Here is a 20,413-nt window from a genome sequence, read left to right as displayed (position 1 = left end):
TGGGAAAGAACATTTTAAGATAAATTCTGTGATATGATACGAAGAAGTTCACTCCCGGTATAGGGTTTTATTATGAAGCCATCAAAGCCAGATCCTGAACGTTTTTGTTCTTCATCCTGATGGTTAAATTTAGTTTGAACAATTACGGGCACATGTGGGTTTTGCAGCTTTATTTTCTTAGTAACCTCGTATCCGTCAATTTTTGGTAATTGAATGTCCATCAATACCAAGTCAAAATGATTTAATTTAAACTGCTCAACAGTTTCAGCCCCATCTTTTGTCCAGGTTACTTCTGCATTTGTCTTTCGGAGTACTTCTTTAATGTAAAGAAAATTTGATTTTTTATCTTCTGCTACTAATATTTTTTTTCCGGTAAAATCTGCTTCCTTACCGTCTTCTGAAGTTTCGGAATTTATCTTAATGGGATTTGATTGGAAAGGAAGATCGACATAAAATTGGCTTCCTACATTCGGTTTCGACGTAAACCAAATATTACCATTTAGTAATTCAACCAAACTCTTTGAAATTGTTAGTCCCAGACCTGTACCTCCGTGCTCTGCAGAATTATTACTTGCCTGTCTAAATCGATCATAAATTAAAGATTGATCTTCGTACGGAATACCAATGCCTGAGTCGTTAATAAAGAAGCGTATTTTGTTTTCAATTAATTCGACTCCAAAATCAATATGACCCGATTTTGTGAATTTTAACGCGTTTCGCAGGAGGTTTATCAGAATTTGTTTTATTCGAACCCGGTCGGAGGTAATTGTCAGATCTGTAGGTATATCATTGTAGTGAATGGTAAATTCAATATGATTCTTTTTGTCAGCATATTTAAGTTCATCGAAAATGCTTTTTAATTCTTCGAGCATTGGATAAACCTTGAAACTGGATTTTTTAATTTTCAACTGCTTTGATTCAATCATCGAAATATCCATGATATCGTTGACAAGAGTGAGTAAAACATGTCCGTTCTCATAAATAATTGAAGTGTAATGGTTTTGTTTTTTTGAAGAATTGGTCATCGTCAGCAGTTTAGAAAACCCAATAATAGCATTCATTGGAGTTCTAATTTCATGAGACATATTCGCTAAAAAGGAGGATTTTAATTGATCCGATTGTTCTGCTTTTTCTTTTGCTTTAATTAATTCAATCGTCCGTATTTTTACGAGATTCTCAAGATTTCGATGATTCTCCTCTAGCTGTAATTCTGCTTTTTTCCGTACCGTAATTTCGTTGGTTAATTTCTTATTTGCCTTTTTTACAGCAAGATATAGGCTGTAAATTAATGTTATTGAGAGCAGAATGAGAACAACAATTACTATTAAAAATGAATTGATAAGGGATTGCTTATTTAATTTTTCTTTTTCGATTGATTTTTCATTGGCGAAAATTTTTTCCAGAGTTACTCGTTTTTCTCTTTCGTTTTGCATCTGAATCCAACCAATTCTATTTTCCATTTGTGCATTGTACATTTGGTTGTACAAATCGAAATACAATTGATGATAGTGCAAGGATTGTTTATAATTTTTATCCGAAGAATAAATCTCTGATAAATTTTTTGCACACTCAGCCATGAGTGTTTTCCGGTCAATTTCAGAGGCTATATCAAAGCTTTTTAACAGATATTGAATTGCCAGTTTGTGGTTGTTTTTAGTCTTATATAATTCACCCAAATTATTGTAAGTTGATGCAACTCCGCCAATATTATTAATCCCCATATTAATAACAATTGCCTTATTGAAAACATCCAGGGCTAACGCCAAACTATCTCTTTTTACATGAATTAAACCAATATTTGTATAACAGGATGCGATTCCTTTTAAGTTGCCTATTTTTCTTTGAATGGAAAGCGATTTATTATAGTTGGAAAGACTAAGAGGGTAATTTTTTTCTTGGTAATAGGTATTCCCTATTTTGCGATAAGCATTGGCGCTTCCTTTTAAATATCCGATTTGTTCGTTTATTTCTATTGATTTTTGAAACTTTTCCCGAGCGATGGTGTGATCTTTCATTTCATATAAAACCATACCAATGTTTAAGTAGCAATTCGCAATATTTTTTTGAGATCCAAGCTCTTCAAAAAGCTTTAATGCTTTATGCAGATATTCTAAAGCTTTGTCATTCTGCATGAGGGTTTGATAGACCTCTCCAATTCCCATGTAAGACAGTCCTATTCCATTTTTCGATAATAGTTTTTTGCTGATTTGTAACGACTCATTGTATAGATCAATGGCTGTAGTTCTATTGCTTAATCTGTTGTGCAGTTTTGCCAGATGGTTTAAAGTATATGCAATATTTTTGTCGAGATGATTTTCTTTGCCAATTTCCAGCGCTTTTTCGAAATGTTTTTTTGATGATTCCAGATCATTAATTTCAAAATAAGCATTTCCCAATGCATTGTGAGTGTAGCAAATGCCGGAATTGTTCTTAAAGCGTATATTCAGCTCCAATGCCTTACGGTAATTTTTTAATGCTTCATCGTATCTGCAGTTTTCTAATTTTATATTGCCAATGGCGTTGTAGCTAAAACTGAAATTAATACTGTCCTGGGTTAGTTTTTTTAATTCAAATCCTTTTTGATAAAACAATTTTGCGGTATCATAGTTACATGTTGAATAGTTTAAATCGCCTAAATAACCATAGCAAAAACTCATTTTCAGAGTGTCTCTCATGCTTTTCCAATATTCAAGAGAAATATCAATACATGTTTCGGCATTTTTCAATTCTCCCTGATACAAATATATTCTCCCCAATAATTCATTCGCGATCGCGTATTGTTTCATGTTCTCAAATTCAAGTGCTTTTTCAGCGGCCTGCAAGCTTAATCTTAAAGCTTCAGCATTATTTGAATTGAAGTAGGATTGGGCAATTTCGATTACGCGATCAAGATTTGCGTTTTTTATTGTAAAGTCTATTCTTTCTGATTGGACGGTTGCTGTGACGTGAAAGGCGGTAATTAATGAAAATAGAAGAAGGAGAATGTTTTTCATTCTTTTGGGCTTAAGAATTTGTGCAATTAACTGTTATAACTTAAAATGAATGTTTTTGTTGTTTTTATTTCTATTTAATTTAATAAAGAGTTAGAAAATATCAAATTAAAAATAAACAAGGTTTTGTAATTTTTCAAAGGTAAGTAATGTTGCTTTATCAGAAGTTAAATAGATGAGGCTATTTGAGGGATTCCATAAACAAGGTCATGAATGACTTTTTTCTAAATGTAGGGAACTATTTATTTTATTCGTATTATCTTTGCACATTCGGATTATGGGGTACTTTTTTGGGCGGTTAATGAATGGAAAATCCAGACTGGCTAAAAGACCTTTTTGATCTGATAAGACATATAGTTTGTAAATAGTTGAATTCGAAATAAAGAATTTTCAGATGAGTATTGAAAGCATTATAAAAGGTAAGGTTGTAGAGGCCGTAAATAGTTGTTATGGTCAGGAAATTGATAATGAAACAGTTCAGATTCAAAAAACAAGACGTGAATTTGAAGGTGATTTAACTGTAGTTGTATTTCCTTTTTTGCGCTTTTCAAAAAAATCACCGGAAGCTACAGCCAATGATCTTGGTGTTTTTCTTCAGGAAAATATTGACGCTGTAACAGCTTTTAATGTTGTAAAAGGATTTTTGAATTTGGTTATTGACAGTTCTTATTGGATATCAGTGTTGAATACTGCTTTTCAATCGGAAAACTATGGCTTTAAAAAGTTAGAGGCCGGTGCTAAAAAAGTGATGATCGAGTATTCTTCACCAAATACAAATAAGCCATTGCATTTGGGGCACATTCGTAATAATTTATTGGGGTATTCTGTTGCTCAAATTTTAAAAGCGAATGGTTACGAAGTAATCAAAGTAAATTTGGTGAACGACCGTGGCATTCATATCTGCAAATCGATGCTTGCCTGGCTGCGTTTTGGCGAAGGGGAAACTCCTGAATCAACAGGTTTAAAAGGAGATCATTTGGTTGGAAAATACTATGTGAAATTCGATCAGGAATACAAAAAAGAAATTGAAGCTTTAGCAGCCAACGGAATGGATGCTGACGAAGCTAAAAAACAAGCTCCGTTGTTGTTGGAAGCTCAGGAAATGTTGGTGAAATGGGAAGCGGGCGACAAGGAAGTTGTTGCTTTATGGAGAAAGATGAACGACTGGGTTTTAGCTGGATTCGATGTTACCTATCAAAAAATGGGGGTTGATTTCGATAAGGTTTATTTCGAATCGGAGACTTATAAGCAGGGAAAAGCAATTGTTGAAAGAGGCTTGGAAGAAGGAGTTTTGTACCGTAAAGATACCGGTTCTGTTTGGGCTAACCTTGAGGCAGACGGATTGGATCATAAACTACTGTTACGTGATGATGGAACCTCTGTTTATATGACACAGGATATTGGGACAGCTTACGAACGATTCAATGAATTCAGTATTGATGAGCATATTTATGTTGTAGGTAATGAACAAAATTATCATTTCCAGGTGTTGTCGCTGGTTTTAGGTAAACTGGGATACGAGTGGAGTAATAAAATTCAGCACCTTTCATACGGTATGGTCGAATTGCCTGAAGGAAAAATGAAATCCCGTGAAGGAACTGTTGTTGACGCAGATGAGTTAATGGATGAAATGGTAAATACAGCCCGCGACACTTCAAACGAATTGGGTAAGCTTCAGGGATATTCTACAGAAGAGGCTGAGGATGTGTATAATAAAGTTGCTATGGGAGCATTAAAATATTTTATTCTTAAGGTCGATCCTAAAAAGAATATGATGTTTAATCCTAAAGAATCAATTGATTTTAACGGAAATACAGGACCATTTATTCAGTATACATATGCTCGTATTCAATCGGTTTTGAAAAAGACTGTTGATGAAGGAATTGAATTTCCTGAATGCGCAAATGCAGCTATTGAAATTTCTGAGAAGGAATCAAATTTAATTCAAATGATTGCCAACTATCCGGTTATCATTAAAGAAGCCGGTGATACAACAAGCCCTGCACAAATTGCAAATTACGTATATGATTTGGTGAAAGAATACAACCAGTTTTATCACGATTTTCCAATTTCTAAAGAGGACAATGTTGAATTAAGAGCCTTCCGAATGGTTCTTTCTAAGCAGGTTGCACAGGTTATAAAAAGTGGAATGGAATTGTTAGGAATTGGTGTTCCTGAAAGAATGTAAAAATATATTTATTATTGAGAGAGCGAATTTCATTTTTGGAATTCGCTCTTTTTTTATTTTAAAAGTGTTGTTTTAATACTATTTCTAACGAAAATGAAAAATCATTGATAAAATTATCGACATTTCTATCGCATAGTCTTTATCGCTAAGCAGATTTTTTTAATTTTGCAGTGAAATATAAATCTGTATAATAATGTTTGAAAATCTTAACGAACGACTTGAGCGATCCTTCCAGATATTAAAGGGGCAAGGAAAAATTACTGAAATCAATGTAGCAGAAACATTGAAAGATGTGAGACGTGCCCTTTTGGATGCCGATGTAAACTTTAGTATAGCCAAGTCCTTTACCAATACAGTAAAAGAAAAAGCATTAGGACAGAATGTACTAACCGCATTAAAACCAAATCAGTTAATGGTGAAAATTGTTCACGATGAGCTGGCTGAATTAATGGGGAGTACACAGGTTGATATAAATATTCAGGGAAAACCTGCCGTAATATTAATTGCTGGTTTGCAGGGGTCGGGTAAAACCACCTTTTCAGGTAAACTGGCAAATCTTCTAAAAACAAAACGTTCTAAGAATCCATTGTTGGTTGCTTGCGATGTATATCGTCCTGCAGCGATCGAACAGCTGAAAGTATTAGGAGAACAAATTGGAGTTCCTGTATATACGGATATTGAGAGTAAGAACCCTGTTAAGATTGCTCAGGATGCCATTAAGCAGGCAAAAGCAAACGGAAACGATTTGGTGATTGTCGATACAGCTGGTCGTTTGGCTATCGATGAAGAAATGATGAAGGAAATTGAGGCGGTTAAAAAAGCCATTGATCCTTCCGAGATTCTGTTTGTTGTTGATTCCATGACCGGTCAGGATGCGGTGAATACAGCCAAAGAATTTAACGAGCGTTTGGATTTTGATGGTGTTGTTTTAACAAAATTGGATGGTGATACACGTGGTGGAGCTGCGCTTTCAATTCGTTCAATTGTTAACAAACCAATCAAATTTGTTGGTACGGGAGAGAAAATGGAAGCTCTTGATGTTTTCCATCCCAGTCGTATGGCCGATCGTATTTTGGGTATGGGTGATATTGTTTCACTTGTAGAACGTGCCCAGGATCAATTTGATGCTGACGAAGCTAGAAAACTTCAGAAGAAAATCGCCAAGAACCAATTTAACTTCAACGATTTCCTGTCTCAGATTTCGCAGATCAAGAAAATGGGTAATCTGAAAGATTTGGCATCTATGATTCCTGGTGTTGGAAAAGCACTTAAGAATGTTGATATCGATGATGATGCTTTTAAAGGTGTTGAAGCAATTATATTTTCGATGACTCCGGCAGAGAGAGAAGATCCGGCATTAATTAACGGATCAAGAAGAAAGAGAATTGCCGATGGTAGTGGTTCTACCATTCAGGACGTGAATCGTTTAATCAAACAATTCGATGAAACGCGAAAATTAATGAAAATGATGACAAAAGGCGGAAACATGTCCCGAATGATGGGGAATATGGGAGGCCGAAGATAATAAACTTACAAATAGAAATGCTTGGCCGCTTGGTCAGGCATTTTTTATACCGCAAAACGATACGACCATGGAATTAATCGACGGAAAAAAAATCTCAGCAGAGGTGAAGCAGGAAATTGCTGCCGAAGTAGAAATAATCAAAAAGGCTGGTGGAAAAACTCCTCATTTGGCTGCTATGATTGTTGGACACGACGGAGCCAGTGAAACTTATGTGGCTGCAAAAGTGAAAGCTTGTCATATGGTAGGTTTTAAATCTTCAGAGTTTCGTTTCGAAGAGGGCATTACCGAGGAAGAATTGCTTGCAGAAATTAGAAAAGTGAATGATAATGATGATATCGATGGATTGATTGTTCAATTGCCATTGCCTAAGCATATTTCAGAATCGAAAGTGATTGAAACCATACGTCCCGAAAAAGATGTTGATGGATTTCATCCTATGAATGTTGGTAAAATGGTGTCGAGCCTGCCAACCTATTTGCCGGCAACTCCGGCAGGAATTGTTGAGTTGATGAAGAGATATAAAATTCAAACATCAGGTAAAAATTGTGTTGTTATTGGTCGAAGCAACATTGTAGGTACTCCAATGAGTGTTTTAATGTCGCGTAAAGCCGAGTATGGCGATTGTACAGTTACTCTTTGCCACAGCCGAACAAAGAACATTGCGGAAATTACCCGTCAGGCGGATATCGTTATAGTTGCTTTGGGAATGAAAGAGTTTTTAACAGGCGATATGGTGAAAGAAGGTGCTGTGATTATCGACGTTGGAATTCACCGGGTAAAATCTGATAAAACAAAGTCGGGCTGGAAGCTGTTAGGTGATGTGAAGTTTGATGAGGTTGCTCCTAAAGCATCCTTCATAACTCCTGTTCCGGGTGGTGTTGGTCCAATGACGATTGTTTCCTTATTACAGAATACTTTGCTTGCTGCTAAAAAGGCAATTTATAAATAGAACAAATATTTTTGATCAGATACATCACAGGCTTCCCTATTCGGGAAGCCTGTTTTTTAATGGGAATCGTTTTTACTCTTTAAATGGTTTAGTTTACCGGAGCTGTATTCACGTTATGTGGTGATGAATTCAAGTTCTATGATAATGAATTCCAGTTATACGATGATAGATTCCGTTCATATGGTGATAGGTTCCATTCTTATGGTGATATGTTCCAGTCGTTTGGTAGTAGGTTCACTTTGTATGGTGATATATTCTGGTTATATGGTGATAGGTCGTATTGTAGTTTGTATTGCTCTTGTGTTTATGATTGGTTTTTACTTAATGCTTGAAAGATTTACCGGTACTGTTTTGAATATGTGTTCAATTGTAGCTAGTTTTGTTGAACGAATAGCACAATTGAATTATGGAAAATAACTTTAAAGAGTTGGTTGATTTGTATCACCAAAAGAAAATAGAGGGAATGGATTTTTCCCAAATCCGTAAAGAATTAGCAGGAAAGAATATCGAAGAAGATTTGATCAAGGATATTGTCCGCGCAATTGATGATCGGATGCTGAGGGGAGAAGTGAAGAAGAAAGGGAAGTTTAAGGCTCGTGAATTACGCCTGATAGGATGGACTCTAATGATAATTGGTGGTATCATTACTCTGGGAACCTATTTCCATTGGTTCGACATGAAGGGATATTATTTTGTGTCTTACGGACCGGTAATTGCGGGTTATTTACTAATTATTGCTGCAAGAAAAGCGCAAAGAAAAGAATTCTAGCTGGGCGTTGTAACGAGTTGTAGGTATTTGTCTATTTTTGAGTAAGATAAATCAATTAAAAAAGGCTTTTTATCATCATTTTTATGGATTTATTAACCCTATTATTTCGTTAGTCAATAAAAATCCTCCGTTCCTAAATTTCACCAAAGTTTTTGAAACAAAATCCATCTAAAAATTGTAAATTAAGTAGAACGAGTCTTAATAAGGAGTCCTCCTTATTTCAATTGGTTTTCTATTGTTTTCAAATTTTTAGTGGGTGGTGAGATGAAGAAATTATACCTGTGGTTAGAAATGATTTTTATGTTTCTGGTACTTCCTGTCTTGTATTTTTACGAGCTTATACCGGTTCATAAAGCTGTGCCTCTGGTTATTGTATTTCTCTATTGTCTCTTTATTGTTTTTAGGGATAAAAATTTTGACCGCGGTATTTTTCGAATTAAGCGTGACTATCCATGGCAGGAAATTTTATTGAAAGGATTTGTATTACTGTTTATTACATCAATCTGGGTTTATATTTTTAGGGGAGATGTGTTTTTTTACCTTCCGAGGAATAATTTTTGGATTTGGCTTGCTGTAATTTTCACTTATCCTATTTGGTCAGCATACACACAGGAATTCATTTACCGGGCATTCTTTTTTTATCGGTATAAACTTCTTTTTAGAAATCCGCTGGTAATGCTGTTGATAAATGCGATTTGTTTTTCCATGGCTCACATTATTTTTAGAAACTGGATGGCTTTGATTTTTACCTTTGTTGGCAGTCTTATTTTTTCCTTTACCTACCTTCGCAACAAATCGTTAAACGCAGTTTTTTTGGAGCATTCTTTGTATGGAAATATTCTATTTACAAATGGCTTGGGTATTTATTTTTATTTACCGAATTAACAGGTTTGGAATTACAACTTATACCAATTTAATTTCAAAATAGACTTTAAATAAAATGAATTAATTTTAGCTGTATCGAGGCAAAAAAGTAAAGCATAGCCATGTTATGATGCATCTTTTTTAACGAAGATATAGCTGAAAAGAAACATTTTATAAGGCATGTTTTGATGTTAATTTGGTATTATTTCCAGGTCCATTTGATAATGAAATCAAAACCGGAATTCGCACTCTGATTGGTCGCCTGTAAAAAAAGAGAGCGGTAAAATTGATATTCCATTGAAATTTTTTCAGGTTCAATAATTTTATCCTTTTTATCGATGGCAAATGTTCGTTCGTAATTCAGGTACAAATTGTTTGTTATGTATTTACCAACCGATACACTGCCTTGCGTCCAACCACTTTTCCCCGAAATTTCAATCACATCCAAACCAAGTGACGATTGTAAGGCATCCTTAAGTACATTCGAGAATTGGCCGATTGCAAAATCCTTAGCGATGTCCATATTACTACTCTTCATTGATGTATTTTCTCTTGTATCAAGTTGGTTCGTGCTTTTGTTGAATATCAGATAAGAAATGGCGTCTTTTTCTTCGATGGAGGTATCGTCAAGAAAAAATTTGACTTTCGGTTTATTAATTCGTCCGGTTACATTTACGCTAAGTTTTCGCAATTGATTATCCGGATCGCGGAATTTGTAGGCAACTTTGAAATTGACAATCGGATTTAGAGTTGCTCCACCTGTTAAGGTGATTTCACCTTCTTCAAATTCAAGTCTTCGTCCGTAAATTTTATAAAATCCTCTTTTTACGTTCATAGTTCCGAAAATGTCTATCTGTTCACCTTCTTTTATCGCTTGTAGATTTCCGGCCAGTTCAAAATTCATGTTTTTGCCTTTTATCCAGGTGTTTCCAGGGATTTCGATGTCGAAATTCCCCTCCAGTTTTTTATAAATTGAAGGTGGATCTTTTTGCGCTGAATTCTTTTTTATAGTGTACTTTATTTCTTCATTTTCTGCATTTTTCCGTGCAGTAACCAAGAGTGGTTGGTTGGAATCATCATAAACACGATTGAATTCTTTTAGGAATATATCGGTATTTAGGCTTGAGTTTAAAATTGTTACTTTTCCTTTGAAGGTAGGGTTTTCGGGCGAACCATTCAGGCTAAGATTTGTATTGATAACAGCCTTTATTAATTCGGAGTCGAAAGCCTTGAAGTTTTCCCCTTTTACATCCAGATTAATGCTTTTTAGTTCTGTATCAATCAGTGATTTCATTTCAGCCAATCCTTTCAGTTGCAATTTTCCTTTTCCGGAATTTATGAGAAGGCTGTCGAGATAAAAATAGTTGTTTGCCAGGCGGCTGCGCATTTCGATATCATCGTAATCCATTCCCAGTTTTTTATATTGAAAAGCACCCTTGCCAAAATTTAGATAACCACTAATGTGAGGATTGTTAATGGTGTTATCAATATTGAGTTGCATGCTTAGGAAACCTTTAGCTTCAATTCCTGTTGTTGGAATAAAACGATTGAATTTATTGATATCGAGTTGATCGATTTTTACAATGGCATGGATGGGATTGTCTTCCTTGGGAAGCAGAAACTTTTCAGTAAATGAAAAGTGCAGAGGGAGTTCAAATTCTGCGTTGATAAGTCGTGAGGAATAGCCATCAAGATATGTCTCAAAACGAAGTTTTTCGTTTGTATAGTTGATATCAGATTGGAATTTGCTAAATCGCAGGCTGTCAACTTCCGGATGATCAATAGTGAGAATAGATTTAATAATTGGTTTGTTTGCTGTTCCGGCAATGTCGAGAAAAGCATTCACTTTTCCTGATATCTGATAGGGCAAAAAATGTAGTTCTGAAATGTTGATCAGGTTTAGATTCTGAATTTCAACATGCAGATCTTCAGTTCCATTAAAAGCAAATATTCCATTTGCTTTTAATGCACTTTGCTGCGAGCTAAGTTCAAATTGGTGTATTTCAATAGAATCCTGCCTAAATTTAATGTAGTTGGAATCGTTGCCTCCCTTCCAAATCTGATTGTTTAAATTTAATTGTATATCCTGAAAGGAAATGCTGGGGTTATTATTGATTTTTAGTTCGGATAAAATTTTACCATGTAAAGAATCGCTGGCAAAAAAGGCGAACGAATTAACCGCTTTCTGCTGATTGAACTTACTTTTAAAATGAAGTTCCTGAAGATTAAAATCCTGCATTTTAGAGTCGCTCACCAAAAGGTTCATGAATCCGGAATATGTTGAATCTGCAAAATGGATTTCAGCATCAGCTGTTATTTTGTTGATGCTGATGGTATCGAGTTTCAATTCAGTTACATTCACCGAAGAGGATATTTGCAGAGAATCGGCCGGACCTTTAATTTCAGCTTTTAGTTGTCCAACAAGTTGTAATTTGTCTGTTTCTAAGGCAGAGATGAGCTGCTGAATGTCTGTAGTTTTTATATTTAATTTGAGCTGATTGTTCTTTTTCCAGTTTCCTTTGCCCGTTAAACCGGCGAAAGCAAAGGGCGTTTCTATATGAAATCCATTTACCTGATATTCTCCTTTATTGTAGTTTATTTTTGCTTTGAATTTTTCAATAGGCAAATCAAATATAGATGATCCGTTTGATTGAATTTCCAGATCAGCATTCATGGATTTGGGTTGAATCCCTTTCCCTGTGGCAACTATTTCGAAGTTCAAATCGGAACGGAACTTTTTGTTTTTTGTGATCATGGAAAGATCAATATTTTTCAAGCTGCTTTTTATTTTATATGCGGGAACCGAAAACAGGTTTTCAATAGAGAATTTGGTTTTCAGATTTCCTAAAGCTGTGGAGGAAGTAATATTACCACTACTGTTTTCTTGGTTTTTCTCAAAAGTTAAGTTCGTATTCGCCATATAGTACTTTTCAAATGTAATATAATCTGCACTTGCTTTTGCACTTAGATAGATGTTTTTTAAAAAGGCATTTGTACTTGTGTCTTTTTTCCCGACCGAATCCATATTTGCCAATAGTTCATCCCCCGAAAAGCGCGAATGAAGCTTAGCTTTGAAATTTTGCAAAACGAGTGAGTCGATTCCGGCATGTACGATATTGATATTGCTTCTAAAATCCAAAGTATTAAAAGGTCCGGATAAGTCACTTGTAATTTCGCCGTTAAAATCGACGGGTTTCAAGCCCAGGGCGATAAGAGGCGCATTTAGGTTTTTTGATTTTAGCTCCAAATGAATAAGATTGTTTTCGGTACTATTTCCCTTTCCCGAAAGAATTGCCTTTAAGTAAGGCGCTTCAAAGCTGAAATCATTAATTAGATATTCTTTTTTATTGATGAGGATATTGGCATCTAAGTTTTTGATTGGCTGATTAAAAAGGACTGATTTTGTCGATTTTAAATGAAGTTTTGTTTGCAGGTCACCAGGGGTAAAACCTTGTCCGGATGCCTCTAGGTCGATGTTAATGTTTGATTTTAGATTTTTATTCCTGCTTAGTTTGCTTAAATCTAAATTTCCAATTTTTAGTTCTGCACTGTAATTGGCCAATTCAAATAGCTTTTCAATATGGATTTTTGAATCTAAATTCCCAAAAATGGTTTTTGCTCTTGCCTTTGCATCGAGTTTATTTTTGTTTTTATCAACAAGCAGAATAAAATCATTTAATTCGTAAGTCTTGTATTTTAAATCGGCAAACTTAGCTGTGGCGTGAATTGTGTTTTCCTTAAAATCCAGCCCCGTTCCTGTAAGCTCAAGTTCACCTTTAATATTTGATTTAAGGTCATCATTATGAGTCCAGTATTCTCCATTTATACTGTCGGTTTCCATTGTGAAATGAAAATCCGGCAAGCTGTTACTATCATTGATTTCCCCCAGTAATTTAATAATCTGATTCTGTTGTTTTATGGAGAAGTCTATCTGACTGTTATTTTCGGTCTTGAAAATTTCCAGATTGATGTTGGGTTTACCATAAATTGAAGGAATCCATTCGTTTACATCTTCAAAATCGAATGGGTTTGCGTGAAAAGAAACTTCGGAACCAAGCAGTTGATTGAAAGGAACCGAACCTTTTGAGTTAAGCTTTGATTTAGGAAGTTGAAGTTGAAAATTGGACCAGCTAAATACCGAATCAATTACACTTGCCTGAAAATGTAAATCTTTAATTTCCAGAGATGGTTTTTGTGTGCTTACTTCAAGTTTGTGCAGATCAATATTCATAAAATCAGCTGCAAATTTGAAACTGAGAGAAGCATCAAATTTTATATTCTGCGGAATTAATTTTGTACTGTCATTCGCCACGATTTTGGCCTCAAAATTCTTCGTAGATACATCTGCCAATTCTATTTCCCATGAAAAGGGATTCGAAGGAACTTTAGCTTCTGAATTTTCTGTAACAGGAATCAGTTTTTCAAGGTTCCATAAATCATCCTTGTCTTGTTGCAGGAAAGCCGATGTTCCGTTTAATTTCAGAGATGTAATTTCAAGTTTTTTTACTGCGATCTTCCAAATGTTGTATTTTATTTCCAGTTCATCAAGAGTTATCAGCTTACTCTTGTTTTGTTCCAAGTCAATTTTTTTTACAATAAGATGGGAGAGAGGGTTGCCTTCAATTTTTCCTATTGTAAGCTCTGCATTTAGCTGTTGATTGGCTATTCGGCACACAGTTTCCGAAATCCAATTATTGAAAAGTCCGGTAGAAAGGAGAAAAAGCAGAATCGCCAGGAGAATAATTATTCCTGCACTTGCAATACCTGCTGTTTTTAAAAATCGTTTCATTCCTTCAATCATTTAATTTCACATTAAAATGCATGCCCAATAGTAATAAAGAATTGGGTTCTGAATTTTCCCTCGAATAATGGGCTTGCAACATCCAAACGAATAGGACCAACAGGTGTTTTCACACGTAGGCCCAAGCCAGCATTGTAGTTTAGCTGGTTTAGTTTGAATTCCCATGAGTTTAACCATGAATTTCCAAAATCCGTAAAGGCTGTGCCTGAAAAGATACCGTACAATGGAAATCTTATTTCAGCACTGGCTTCCATCATGCTGTTTCCACCCAACTTGTTTCCTTCTTCGTTTTTCGGAGAGATCTGATTACGGCCCCAGCCACGCAAGGATAGTGCTCCTCCCATTAAAAAACGATCTTCGATAGGACTTTGAGAATCGCCTTGGGTTGGTTCAATAATTCCAATTTTTATTTTTCCGGCAAAAACAACATTCTTCCTCAGTGAGTGGAAATAGTCTATTTCTGTCAGAATTTTATAGTAATGAAATTGGGAATTGAAACCTATTCCCATATAAGTGGCTGTTCCTTCATATTTCCATCCTTTTTCAGGAGAAAAAATATCGTTGGTGGTGTTTAGGTTGTAGCCCAATGTTACACCTGATTTATTGTGATTCAATTTGTCAGCATCCTCAATCGATAAGGAGCCTTTGCTTTTCGATATATCTACCTTATCCTTACCAAATGTATAGGAAATATAAGCGGCAGATTTTTTCGTTAATTCCTTCTGAAAAGTAACCGAAGTTCCCAGCCTGTCTACTTCATAACTGTCTTCTTTTTCGCGCGAGAAGAACGGATTTAAAATGAAATCAAGATTTTTGCTCCAAACATCGGGTTGTATAAATTTGCTCTCGATACTAAGCGGAGTGAAGTAAGAGTGCTGTCCTTTAATCGACAGAGTTCTTCCTCCACCTAAAAAATTTAATCGTTTGAATAGAATGGATGTCCTGATTTTGTCTTCGGTTCCATATCCGGCACCAATTTTTACGGACCAGCGGGGCAGCTCCTTTATGTGAATGGAAATTGGCACTGAGTCATGATTTACACTATCCATCATTGCACGAATGGTTACGTACCGGAATAGATTCATGTCGAACAATTCTTCCTGAGTCTTTTCAATTTTCACCTGAGAAAAGACTTCACCTTTGCTAAGTTCAACATGTTTCAGGATATATGCTTTGTTGATTACAGAATTTCCTTCCAGATTAATCTTACCAAAATAACTTTTGTTTCCAGGGTTTACAATGAAATTAATAGTTGCAGTATGTAGTTTTTCATTTAAATGGATGCTTTTTTCCACTTTCACAAAAGGAAATCCTTCACGGTTGAATTTTTCACGGATTAAATTTTCGGAAGCGATGATTTTTTCATCTTGAAACAGGTTTCCGGTTTTTAGAGGAAGAATCATTTTTACAGACTCTAAAATTTGCATGTTTGCTTCGGTTCCGGTTAAGGAATAGTTGATTTTACCAATGGAAATAGGAGTTCCTTTCCGGATGTGAATGAGAAGGTCAAGTTTTTTGTTTCTTTTGTCTGGCAGAAGATCCGATGTAATTGATACATCTAAAAAGCCATTCTTCTGATAGTATTTTTTCAGTTGAAGTAAGTCTTCATCGAATGTGAAACTGGAAAATCGGGTGGTTTTTTTCCAAAAAGTCAACTTCCCGGTAAATGGTCTGGCTTTGGTATTCATCTGCTTAAGAAGAATTTCCTTTTGCAGTGTATCGATTCCTGTAAACCTTATTTTGTTAACTATTGCATTGTCCTGTGCTGATGCATTCAGCAGAAGCGCTGTTAAAATTAAAATCTGCAGAAAAATTCTTCTAATATGCACCATATTTATCACTCAGCTTATTTTTATGAATAAAGATATAGAATTTAGAAGCAATTTTAGGTAGTTAGACATTGCAGCGACAAATTAAATTGGCGGGATGATTCTAAATAAGATAGTATCCTATTTGAGCTGATCTTGGATATTTTTAGTTATTGCAGATTCAACATCTCCGGTATGAGCCGTAGTTTTGTTTTCAATCAGCATGATTTTGCATTCTTTCTTTGCGGATACCCGATGTTGAGTGCCTCTCTTAATGATGTACATATCTCCGGCATTCATAGTAAACGGTTCTGAGCCTTCAATTTCCATTAAAAGGCTGCCTTCAATGATATAGAACAGTTCATCTTCATTTTTATGATCGTGCCACGGTAGTTCGTCACCTTTTATTTTGGCAATTTTAACGTAAGAATCGTTTACCTCTCCAATCACTTTGGGAGAGAAATATTCGTTGATTTTTTTGAAGTTTTCGGGTAGGTTTGTTTTCATACCAAGCTGTTTTTTGGGAAAGATAAACACTTAAAATAGAGTAATCAAAAATGCGATCGTCTTCCTTATTTAATTGTTGGAATATTGAATCATGTTTCAATTTAATAGTCTACCTTGCAGTTCAGCGGATTCGTTTCGCATACACATTAATTGATTCAATTGAATACAGCATTCGATGATTTGGTCAGCACTTATTTAGAAACTAATGTTGGCCTGACAGATAATTTCCTGAGTGAAACTCTGGCCTCTCAGCTTAAAGGCAATTTGTTAAGATTGTTGTCGCAAAAGCAGATGCTGCCTGCCGGGATTGGGAATAATACTGATTTAGTTCACAATCAATTAATTCGCAGCGATAAAATACATTGGCTCGATCGCAAACATCATGATGAACACGAGGACTGTTTTTTTAATTTGATGGATCGTTTTGTTGCCTATTTAAATCAGACTTGCTATTCAGGCATTACCGGATATGAATTTCATTATGCTCTTTATGAAAAGGGAACTTTCTATAAAAAGCATCTCGATCAGTTTGTGAATAATAAGGGAAGAGCTTTCACTATGATCATGTACTTAAATCCGGATTGGAAGCCGGGTGATGGCGGCGAATTGTGCATTTACCATTCGGATCACAATCAGTGTATTTCTCCGCTTAACGGCAAATGTGTGTTTTTTAAGAGCAGTGAACTCGAGCATGAAGTTTTGCTCAGTAATCAGCCACGCTTAAGCATTACCGGATGGTTAAAAACCAATTGATTGGTTTTGGAGGATTGAAAAATAAAAAACCCAGGCTTTTTGAGCTTGGGTTTTTTATTGATCATATATTCTTTAGGCTGCTATGGCGTCCTTTTTAGATTTTCGGTACAGGTAAGAGTTGAAAATGCTTCTTTTGGCAAAGCGATACTGCTTATCTGAATTGATGAATTTATTGAATACGTTTTTTGGAACGCCAAAATATTCATAAGTAGTTCCATCGGTGAAAGAGATTTCAAGCAACAAGCCTTTGTGTTTGTAATCAGCAATGCCCGATTCGGTAGTTGTTGAAGTATATTCTTCCAGATTTGCGGCAATTGTCTCTGGAGCAATACTCACCAAAAAGTGATAAGCATCAATAATCTCGCGGCTTTTGATTTCTGCTTCAGCAAATTTTTCATCATCAGATTGAAATTTATCAGGATGCCACTCTTTAACCAAATTTCGATAAGTTGATTTCAATTTCTTAAGATCAGTATCCTGATCAACATTAAATAATTTTTTGTACGCATTAACTCGCTTCATACAGGCTCTTTCTAAAATTCTTAATTGATATATTTAAAGTGTTTTTTTAAGGACACTTCTTCTTGCTTTTTCGCAAAACAGTCGCAAAAGTACATATTTTAATGTTCTGATTGCGAAGTAGCTTCCCTTTTTTTATTTATTATATTTATTCCTGAGTTCGTGAAATTTTAAGAGAAGATATATTCACTTCGTTATTCACGTAAGTCAAATTCTGAAACGACGAATTTTAACCAAAGAGTAAATGTTCTTAGTCTGGATGAATTTACCTGTTTGCCATTTTGCTATCAATCATGGTACGAAAGTCATTTAATATTGGATTGGTATTTTTATTGTTCCAGACAGCCCGCAAGGTTGTTCTCTGAGGTATTTTATTCAATTCGATAAATTTAATTCCCATGTCGTAGCCCAATTTCAGAGAAGTGGGTACAATTGAAACACCAAATTTATTTTCTACCAGCCGGTATATCGAGCTGGCATTAACCGTGTTGTGCGAAATCAATGGTGCAAAACCACTTTCATCGAAAATTTGCATTACTTTTTCAAAATACGATTCACTGTACGAAGCATCAAAAAAGATGAACGAATCATTTTTAAATTGAGACAAATTCGTGAAGTTCGATTCGTTAATTGGATGATCTTTAGGAAGAACTAAGGAAAATGTATCTTCAAAAACAGATTGAATGCTTAATCCTCTGGGCACTCGTTCCATTCTCACAAAACCGACATCAATTTCATGATTAAGCAGTGCCTGGATTTGTTTGTTGTTGTCCATTTCTTTTAAACTGAAAAGAACATTTGGATGGGTTTGCTTAAATATTAATAATAGTTCCGGAATTACATCCTGCATGGCAGAACCAACATAGCCGAGATTCAAATTGCCATTCAAGCCATCATGTAACAGTTTAGCATGGTTTATAATTTCATCCAAACGTTTAAAATTATTGGTCAACTCTTTTTGCAGGTAAAGGCCGGCTATAGTAAGTTTTACTTTTCGGTTATGGCGTTCGAACAAGCTGATTCCAAGAATCTCTTCCATTTGTTTAATCTGCCGGCTTAATCCTGGCTGCGATATAAACAAGCTTTCTGCTGCTTTTCTAAAATGCAGATCTTCGGCTAAAGCAAGGAAATATTTGTAATGTCTGAACTCTATTTGATTACTCATAGTTATTAAATGATGACAACAATAGTCTTGTTGGGTATCAAAATTACGAATAACTTTGTAATAAAAAATAAATCTACTTGAACTATGTTTAAATACGGAATTGATCGGTTAAGTGTTGATAAGACGATACAAATTGCTCGAGGAGAGCTTAAAGCGGGATTAACTGCAGAAGCTATCAGTAAAGTGAATGCTTGCAGAGCCAAGGTTGAAACAATGGCGAAGTCCAATAAAGCTTACTATGGAATAAATACCGGTTTCGGACCTTTGTGCGATACTCAGATTTCGCCGGAAGAAACGAGCAAATTACAGGAGAATTTGCTGATAACCCATGCTGTAGGTGTTGGAAATCCTATTGGTAAAGAGTTATCTAAAATCATGATGATTTGTAAGGTACAAGCATTGGCGCAGGGTTTTTCGGGTGTTCGGTTGGAAGTGATTGAGCGTATTTTATTTTTTATTGAAAATGATTTGATTCCGGTTGTTCCGGAACAGGGTTCTGTTGGTGCTTCGGGCGATTTAGCTCCTTTGTCGCATTTATTTTTACCTCTTTTAGGAGAAGGTGAATTTTGGATCGGCAAAGATATTGTTCCTGCCAAAGAAGTATTGGCAAAGAATGGCCTGAAGGCTATTCGTTTGGAAGCAAAAGAAGGTTTGGGTTTAATCAATGGAACTCAGTTTATTTTGGCACATGCAATCCGTGGTTTGTATAAAATGGAATATCTTCTTGATTTGGCAGATGTTGCAGGAGCAATGAGTCTGGAAGGTTTTCAGGGAAGTGCTGCTCCTTTCAAACCGGAATTACATTCAATTCGTCCGTTTAAAGGAAATATTAAAGTGGCGGAACGCATGCGTATGCTGTTGGAAAACTCAGAAAATTTAGCGGGTCATATTGATTGTGAACGTGTTCAGGATCCATATTCATTACGTTGTATTCCTCAGGTTCATGGTGCATCCAGAAATGCATGGTATCATTTGAATGAGCTGGCTGAAATCGAAATGAATTCGGTGACTGATAATCCAATTGTATTAAGTGATACCGAAGCCATTTCGGGTGGTAACTTCCACGGACAACCTTTGGCGATGGCTTTGGACTACTGTTCCATAGCGGCATCGGAGCTTGGTAATATTGCTGACAGAAGATGTTACCTGCTGTTGGAAGGTAAATTTGGATTGCCTCGTTTGTTAACTGCAAGTGGTGGATTAAATTCAGGATTTATGATTCCTCAATATACTACCGCGGCACTGGTTACTGAGAACAAATCACTTTGTTTTCCTCCGTCAGCAGATAGTGTTCCAACTTCATTAGGACAGGAAGATCACGTTTCGATGGGAAGTATCTCGGGACGAAAATTCAATCAGATATTAGGTAATATCGAGAAAATATTTGCCATTGAGTTGATGTATGGCGCTCAGGCATTAGAATTTAGAAGTCCTAATCATTTCTCAGATATCATGACAAAGAATTTTAACATTATCAGAAGTAAAGTGGATAAGCTGGAAGATGATCGTGTGTTGAAAGATGATATCTATGCAATGATTGATTTTGTGAAGACCAGAGCTTTTATTGTGAAATAG

At 35.6% G+C, this 20,413-nt stretch carries 14 protein-coding genes; 8 read left to right on the top strand and 6 right to left on the bottom strand.

Features of this window, described 5'->3' with window-relative positions:
• Positions 1-14 precede the first annotated feature (14 nt).
• Complete coding sequence (locus tag ACHZAX_RS13170; RefSeq protein WP_320019443.1) at positions 15-2,993, bottom strand: tetratricopeptide repeat protein; 2,979 nt, start codon at positions 2,991-2,993, stop codon at positions 15-17.
• A 391-nt stretch (positions 2,994-3,384) separates the two neighbouring features.
• On the opposite strand from ACHZAX_RS13170, the gene argS reads away from it, so the two are divergent.
• From argS to ACHZAX_RS13140, 6 genes are all read left to right on the top strand, one after another.
• Entirely contained in the window at positions 3,385-5,178 is a 1,794-nt protein-coding gene (gene argS / locus ACHZAX_RS13165; protein WP_320019442.1) for an arginine--tRNA ligase, read from the top strand.
• Between the two features lie 193 nt (positions 5,179-5,371).
• Complete coding sequence (ffh, locus tag ACHZAX_RS13160) at positions 5,372-6,703, top strand: signal recognition particle protein (protein WP_101311093.1); 1,332 nt, start codon at positions 5,372-5,374, stop codon at positions 6,701-6,703.
• A gap of 67 nt (positions 6,704-6,770) precedes the next feature.
• Positions 6,771-7,652, top strand: a complete 882-nt coding sequence (locus ACHZAX_RS13155) for a bifunctional 5,10-methylenetetrahydrofolate dehydrogenase/5,10-methenyltetrahydrofolate cyclohydrolase (protein WP_320019441.1) — start codon at positions 6,771-6,773, stop codon at positions 7,650-7,652.
• A 144-nt stretch (positions 7,653-7,796) separates the two neighbouring features.
• A complete protein-coding gene (locus tag ACHZAX_RS13150) occupies positions 7,797-8,069 on the top strand; it encodes a hypothetical protein (protein WP_320019440.1) in 273 nt (90 codons plus the stop codon).
• On the top strand, positions 8,059-8,421 hold the full coding sequence (locus ACHZAX_RS13145) for a hypothetical protein (RefSeq protein ID WP_101311091.1): 363 nt from the start codon (positions 8,059-8,061) through the stop codon (positions 8,419-8,421). The genes ACHZAX_RS13150 and ACHZAX_RS13145 overlap by 11 nt, the downstream gene beginning before the upstream one ends.
• 264 nt (positions 8,422-8,685) lie before the next feature.
• On the top strand, positions 8,686-9,306 hold the full coding sequence (locus ACHZAX_RS13140; RefSeq protein WP_320019439.1) for a CPBP family intramembrane glutamic endopeptidase: 621 nt from the start codon (positions 8,686-8,688) through the stop codon (positions 9,304-9,306).
• A 181-nt stretch (positions 9,307-9,487) separates the two neighbouring features.
• On the opposite strand, the gene ACHZAX_RS13135 is transcribed toward ACHZAX_RS13140, so the two are convergent.
• The 3 genes from ACHZAX_RS13135 to ACHZAX_RS13125 all read right to left on the bottom strand — a co-directional run bounded on the left by ACHZAX_RS13135 (position 9,488) and on the right by ACHZAX_RS13125 (position 16,401).
• Positions 9,488-14,074, bottom strand: a complete 4,587-nt coding sequence (locus tag ACHZAX_RS13135) for a translocation/assembly module TamB domain-containing protein (RefSeq protein WP_320019438.1) — start codon at positions 14,072-14,074, stop codon at positions 9,488-9,490.
• 23 nt (positions 14,075-14,097) lie between these two features.
• Positions 14,098-15,918 (bottom strand): outer membrane protein assembly factor BamA, encoded by a 1,821-nt coding sequence (gene bamA / locus ACHZAX_RS13130; protein WP_320019437.1) that lies wholly within the window; start codon positions 15,916-15,918, stop codon positions 14,098-14,100.
• 117 nt (positions 15,919-16,035) lie between these two features.
• Entirely contained in the window at positions 16,036-16,401 is a 366-nt protein-coding gene (locus ACHZAX_RS13125) for a cupin domain-containing protein (protein ID WP_320019436.1), read from the bottom strand.
• A 159-nt stretch (positions 16,402-16,560) separates the two neighbouring features.
• Between ACHZAX_RS13125 and ACHZAX_RS13120 the strand changes: the two genes are divergently transcribed.
• Positions 16,561-17,154, top strand: a complete 594-nt coding sequence (locus tag ACHZAX_RS13120) for a 2OG-Fe(II) oxygenase (protein WP_320019435.1) — start codon at positions 16,561-16,563, stop codon at positions 17,152-17,154.
• 72 nt (positions 17,155-17,226) lie between these two features.
• Here ACHZAX_RS13120 and ACHZAX_RS13115 read toward each other — a convergent pair whose 3' ends face one another.
• Both ACHZAX_RS13115 and ACHZAX_RS13110 read right to left on the bottom strand, forming a co-directional pair.
• Positions 17,227-17,676: a KTSC domain-containing protein gene (locus ACHZAX_RS13115; protein ID WP_320019434.1), complete on the bottom strand. Its 450-nt coding sequence runs from the start codon at positions 17,674-17,676 to the stop codon at positions 17,227-17,229.
• Positions 17,677-17,938: 262 nt separating this feature from the next.
• Complete coding sequence (locus ACHZAX_RS13110; protein WP_101311084.1) at positions 17,939-18,838, bottom strand: LysR substrate-binding domain-containing protein; 900 nt, start codon at positions 18,836-18,838, stop codon at positions 17,939-17,941.
• A gap of 84 nt (positions 18,839-18,922) precedes the next feature.
• Between ACHZAX_RS13110 and hutH the strand changes: the two genes are divergently transcribed.
• Positions 18,923-20,413: a histidine ammonia-lyase gene (gene hutH, locus ACHZAX_RS13105; protein ID WP_101311083.1), complete on the top strand. Its 1,491-nt coding sequence runs from the start codon at positions 18,923-18,925 to the stop codon at positions 20,411-20,413.

Origin of the sequence: Labilibaculum manganireducens (genome assembly GCF_963665805.2) — a bacterium.
GTDB classification, from domain to species: domain Bacteria; phylum Bacteroidota; class Bacteroidia; order Bacteroidales; family Marinifilaceae; genus Labilibaculum; species Labilibaculum manganireducens.
The sequence above is the reverse complement of the archived record's forward strand: the minus strand, read 5'-3'. Positions and strand labels throughout refer to the sequence as shown.

Bases quoted from the DNA above. Each gene is read 5' to 3' on its own strand.
- ACHZAX_RS13170 (WP_320019443.1), bottom strand. From the start codon at position 2,993: ATGAAAAACATTCTCCTTCTTCTATTTTCATTAATTACCGCCTTTCAC.
- argS (WP_320019442.1), top strand. From the start codon at position 3,385: ATGAGTATTGAAAGCATTATAAAAGGTAAGGTTGTAGAGGCCGTAAAT.
- ffh (WP_101311093.1), top strand. From the start codon at position 5,372: ATGTTTGAAAATCTTAACGAACGACTTGAGCGATCCTTCCAGATATTA.
- ACHZAX_RS13155 (WP_320019441.1), top strand. From the start codon at position 6,771: ATGGAATTAATCGACGGAAAAAAAATCTCAGCAGAGGTGAAGCAGGAA.
- ACHZAX_RS13150 (WP_320019440.1), top strand. From the start codon at position 7,797: ATGAATTCCAGTTATACGATGATAGATTCCGTTCATATGGTGATAGGT.
- ACHZAX_RS13145 (WP_101311091.1), top strand. From the start codon at position 8,059: ATGGAAAATAACTTTAAAGAGTTGGTTGATTTGTATCACCAAAAGAAA.
- ACHZAX_RS13140 (WP_320019439.1), top strand. From the start codon at position 8,686: ATGAAGAAATTATACCTGTGGTTAGAAATGATTTTTATGTTTCTGGTA.
- ACHZAX_RS13135 (WP_320019438.1), bottom strand. From the start codon at position 14,074: ATGAAACGATTTTTAAAAACAGCAGGTATTGCAAGTGCAGGAATAATT.
- bamA (WP_320019437.1), bottom strand. From the start codon at position 15,918: ATGGTGCATATTAGAAGAATTTTTCTGCAGATTTTAATTTTAACAGCG.
- ACHZAX_RS13125 (WP_320019436.1), bottom strand. From the start codon at position 16,401: ATGAAAACAAACCTACCCGAAAACTTCAAAAAAATCAACGAATATTTC.
- ACHZAX_RS13115 (WP_320019434.1), bottom strand. From the start codon at position 17,676: ATGAAGCGAGTTAATGCGTACAAAAAATTATTTAATGTTGATCAGGAT.
- ACHZAX_RS13110 (WP_101311084.1), bottom strand. From the start codon at position 18,838: ATGAGTAATCAAATAGAGTTCAGACATTACAAATATTTCCTTGCTTTA.
- hutH (WP_101311083.1), top strand. From the start codon at position 18,923: ATGTTTAAATACGGAATTGATCGGTTAAGTGTTGATAAGACGATACAA.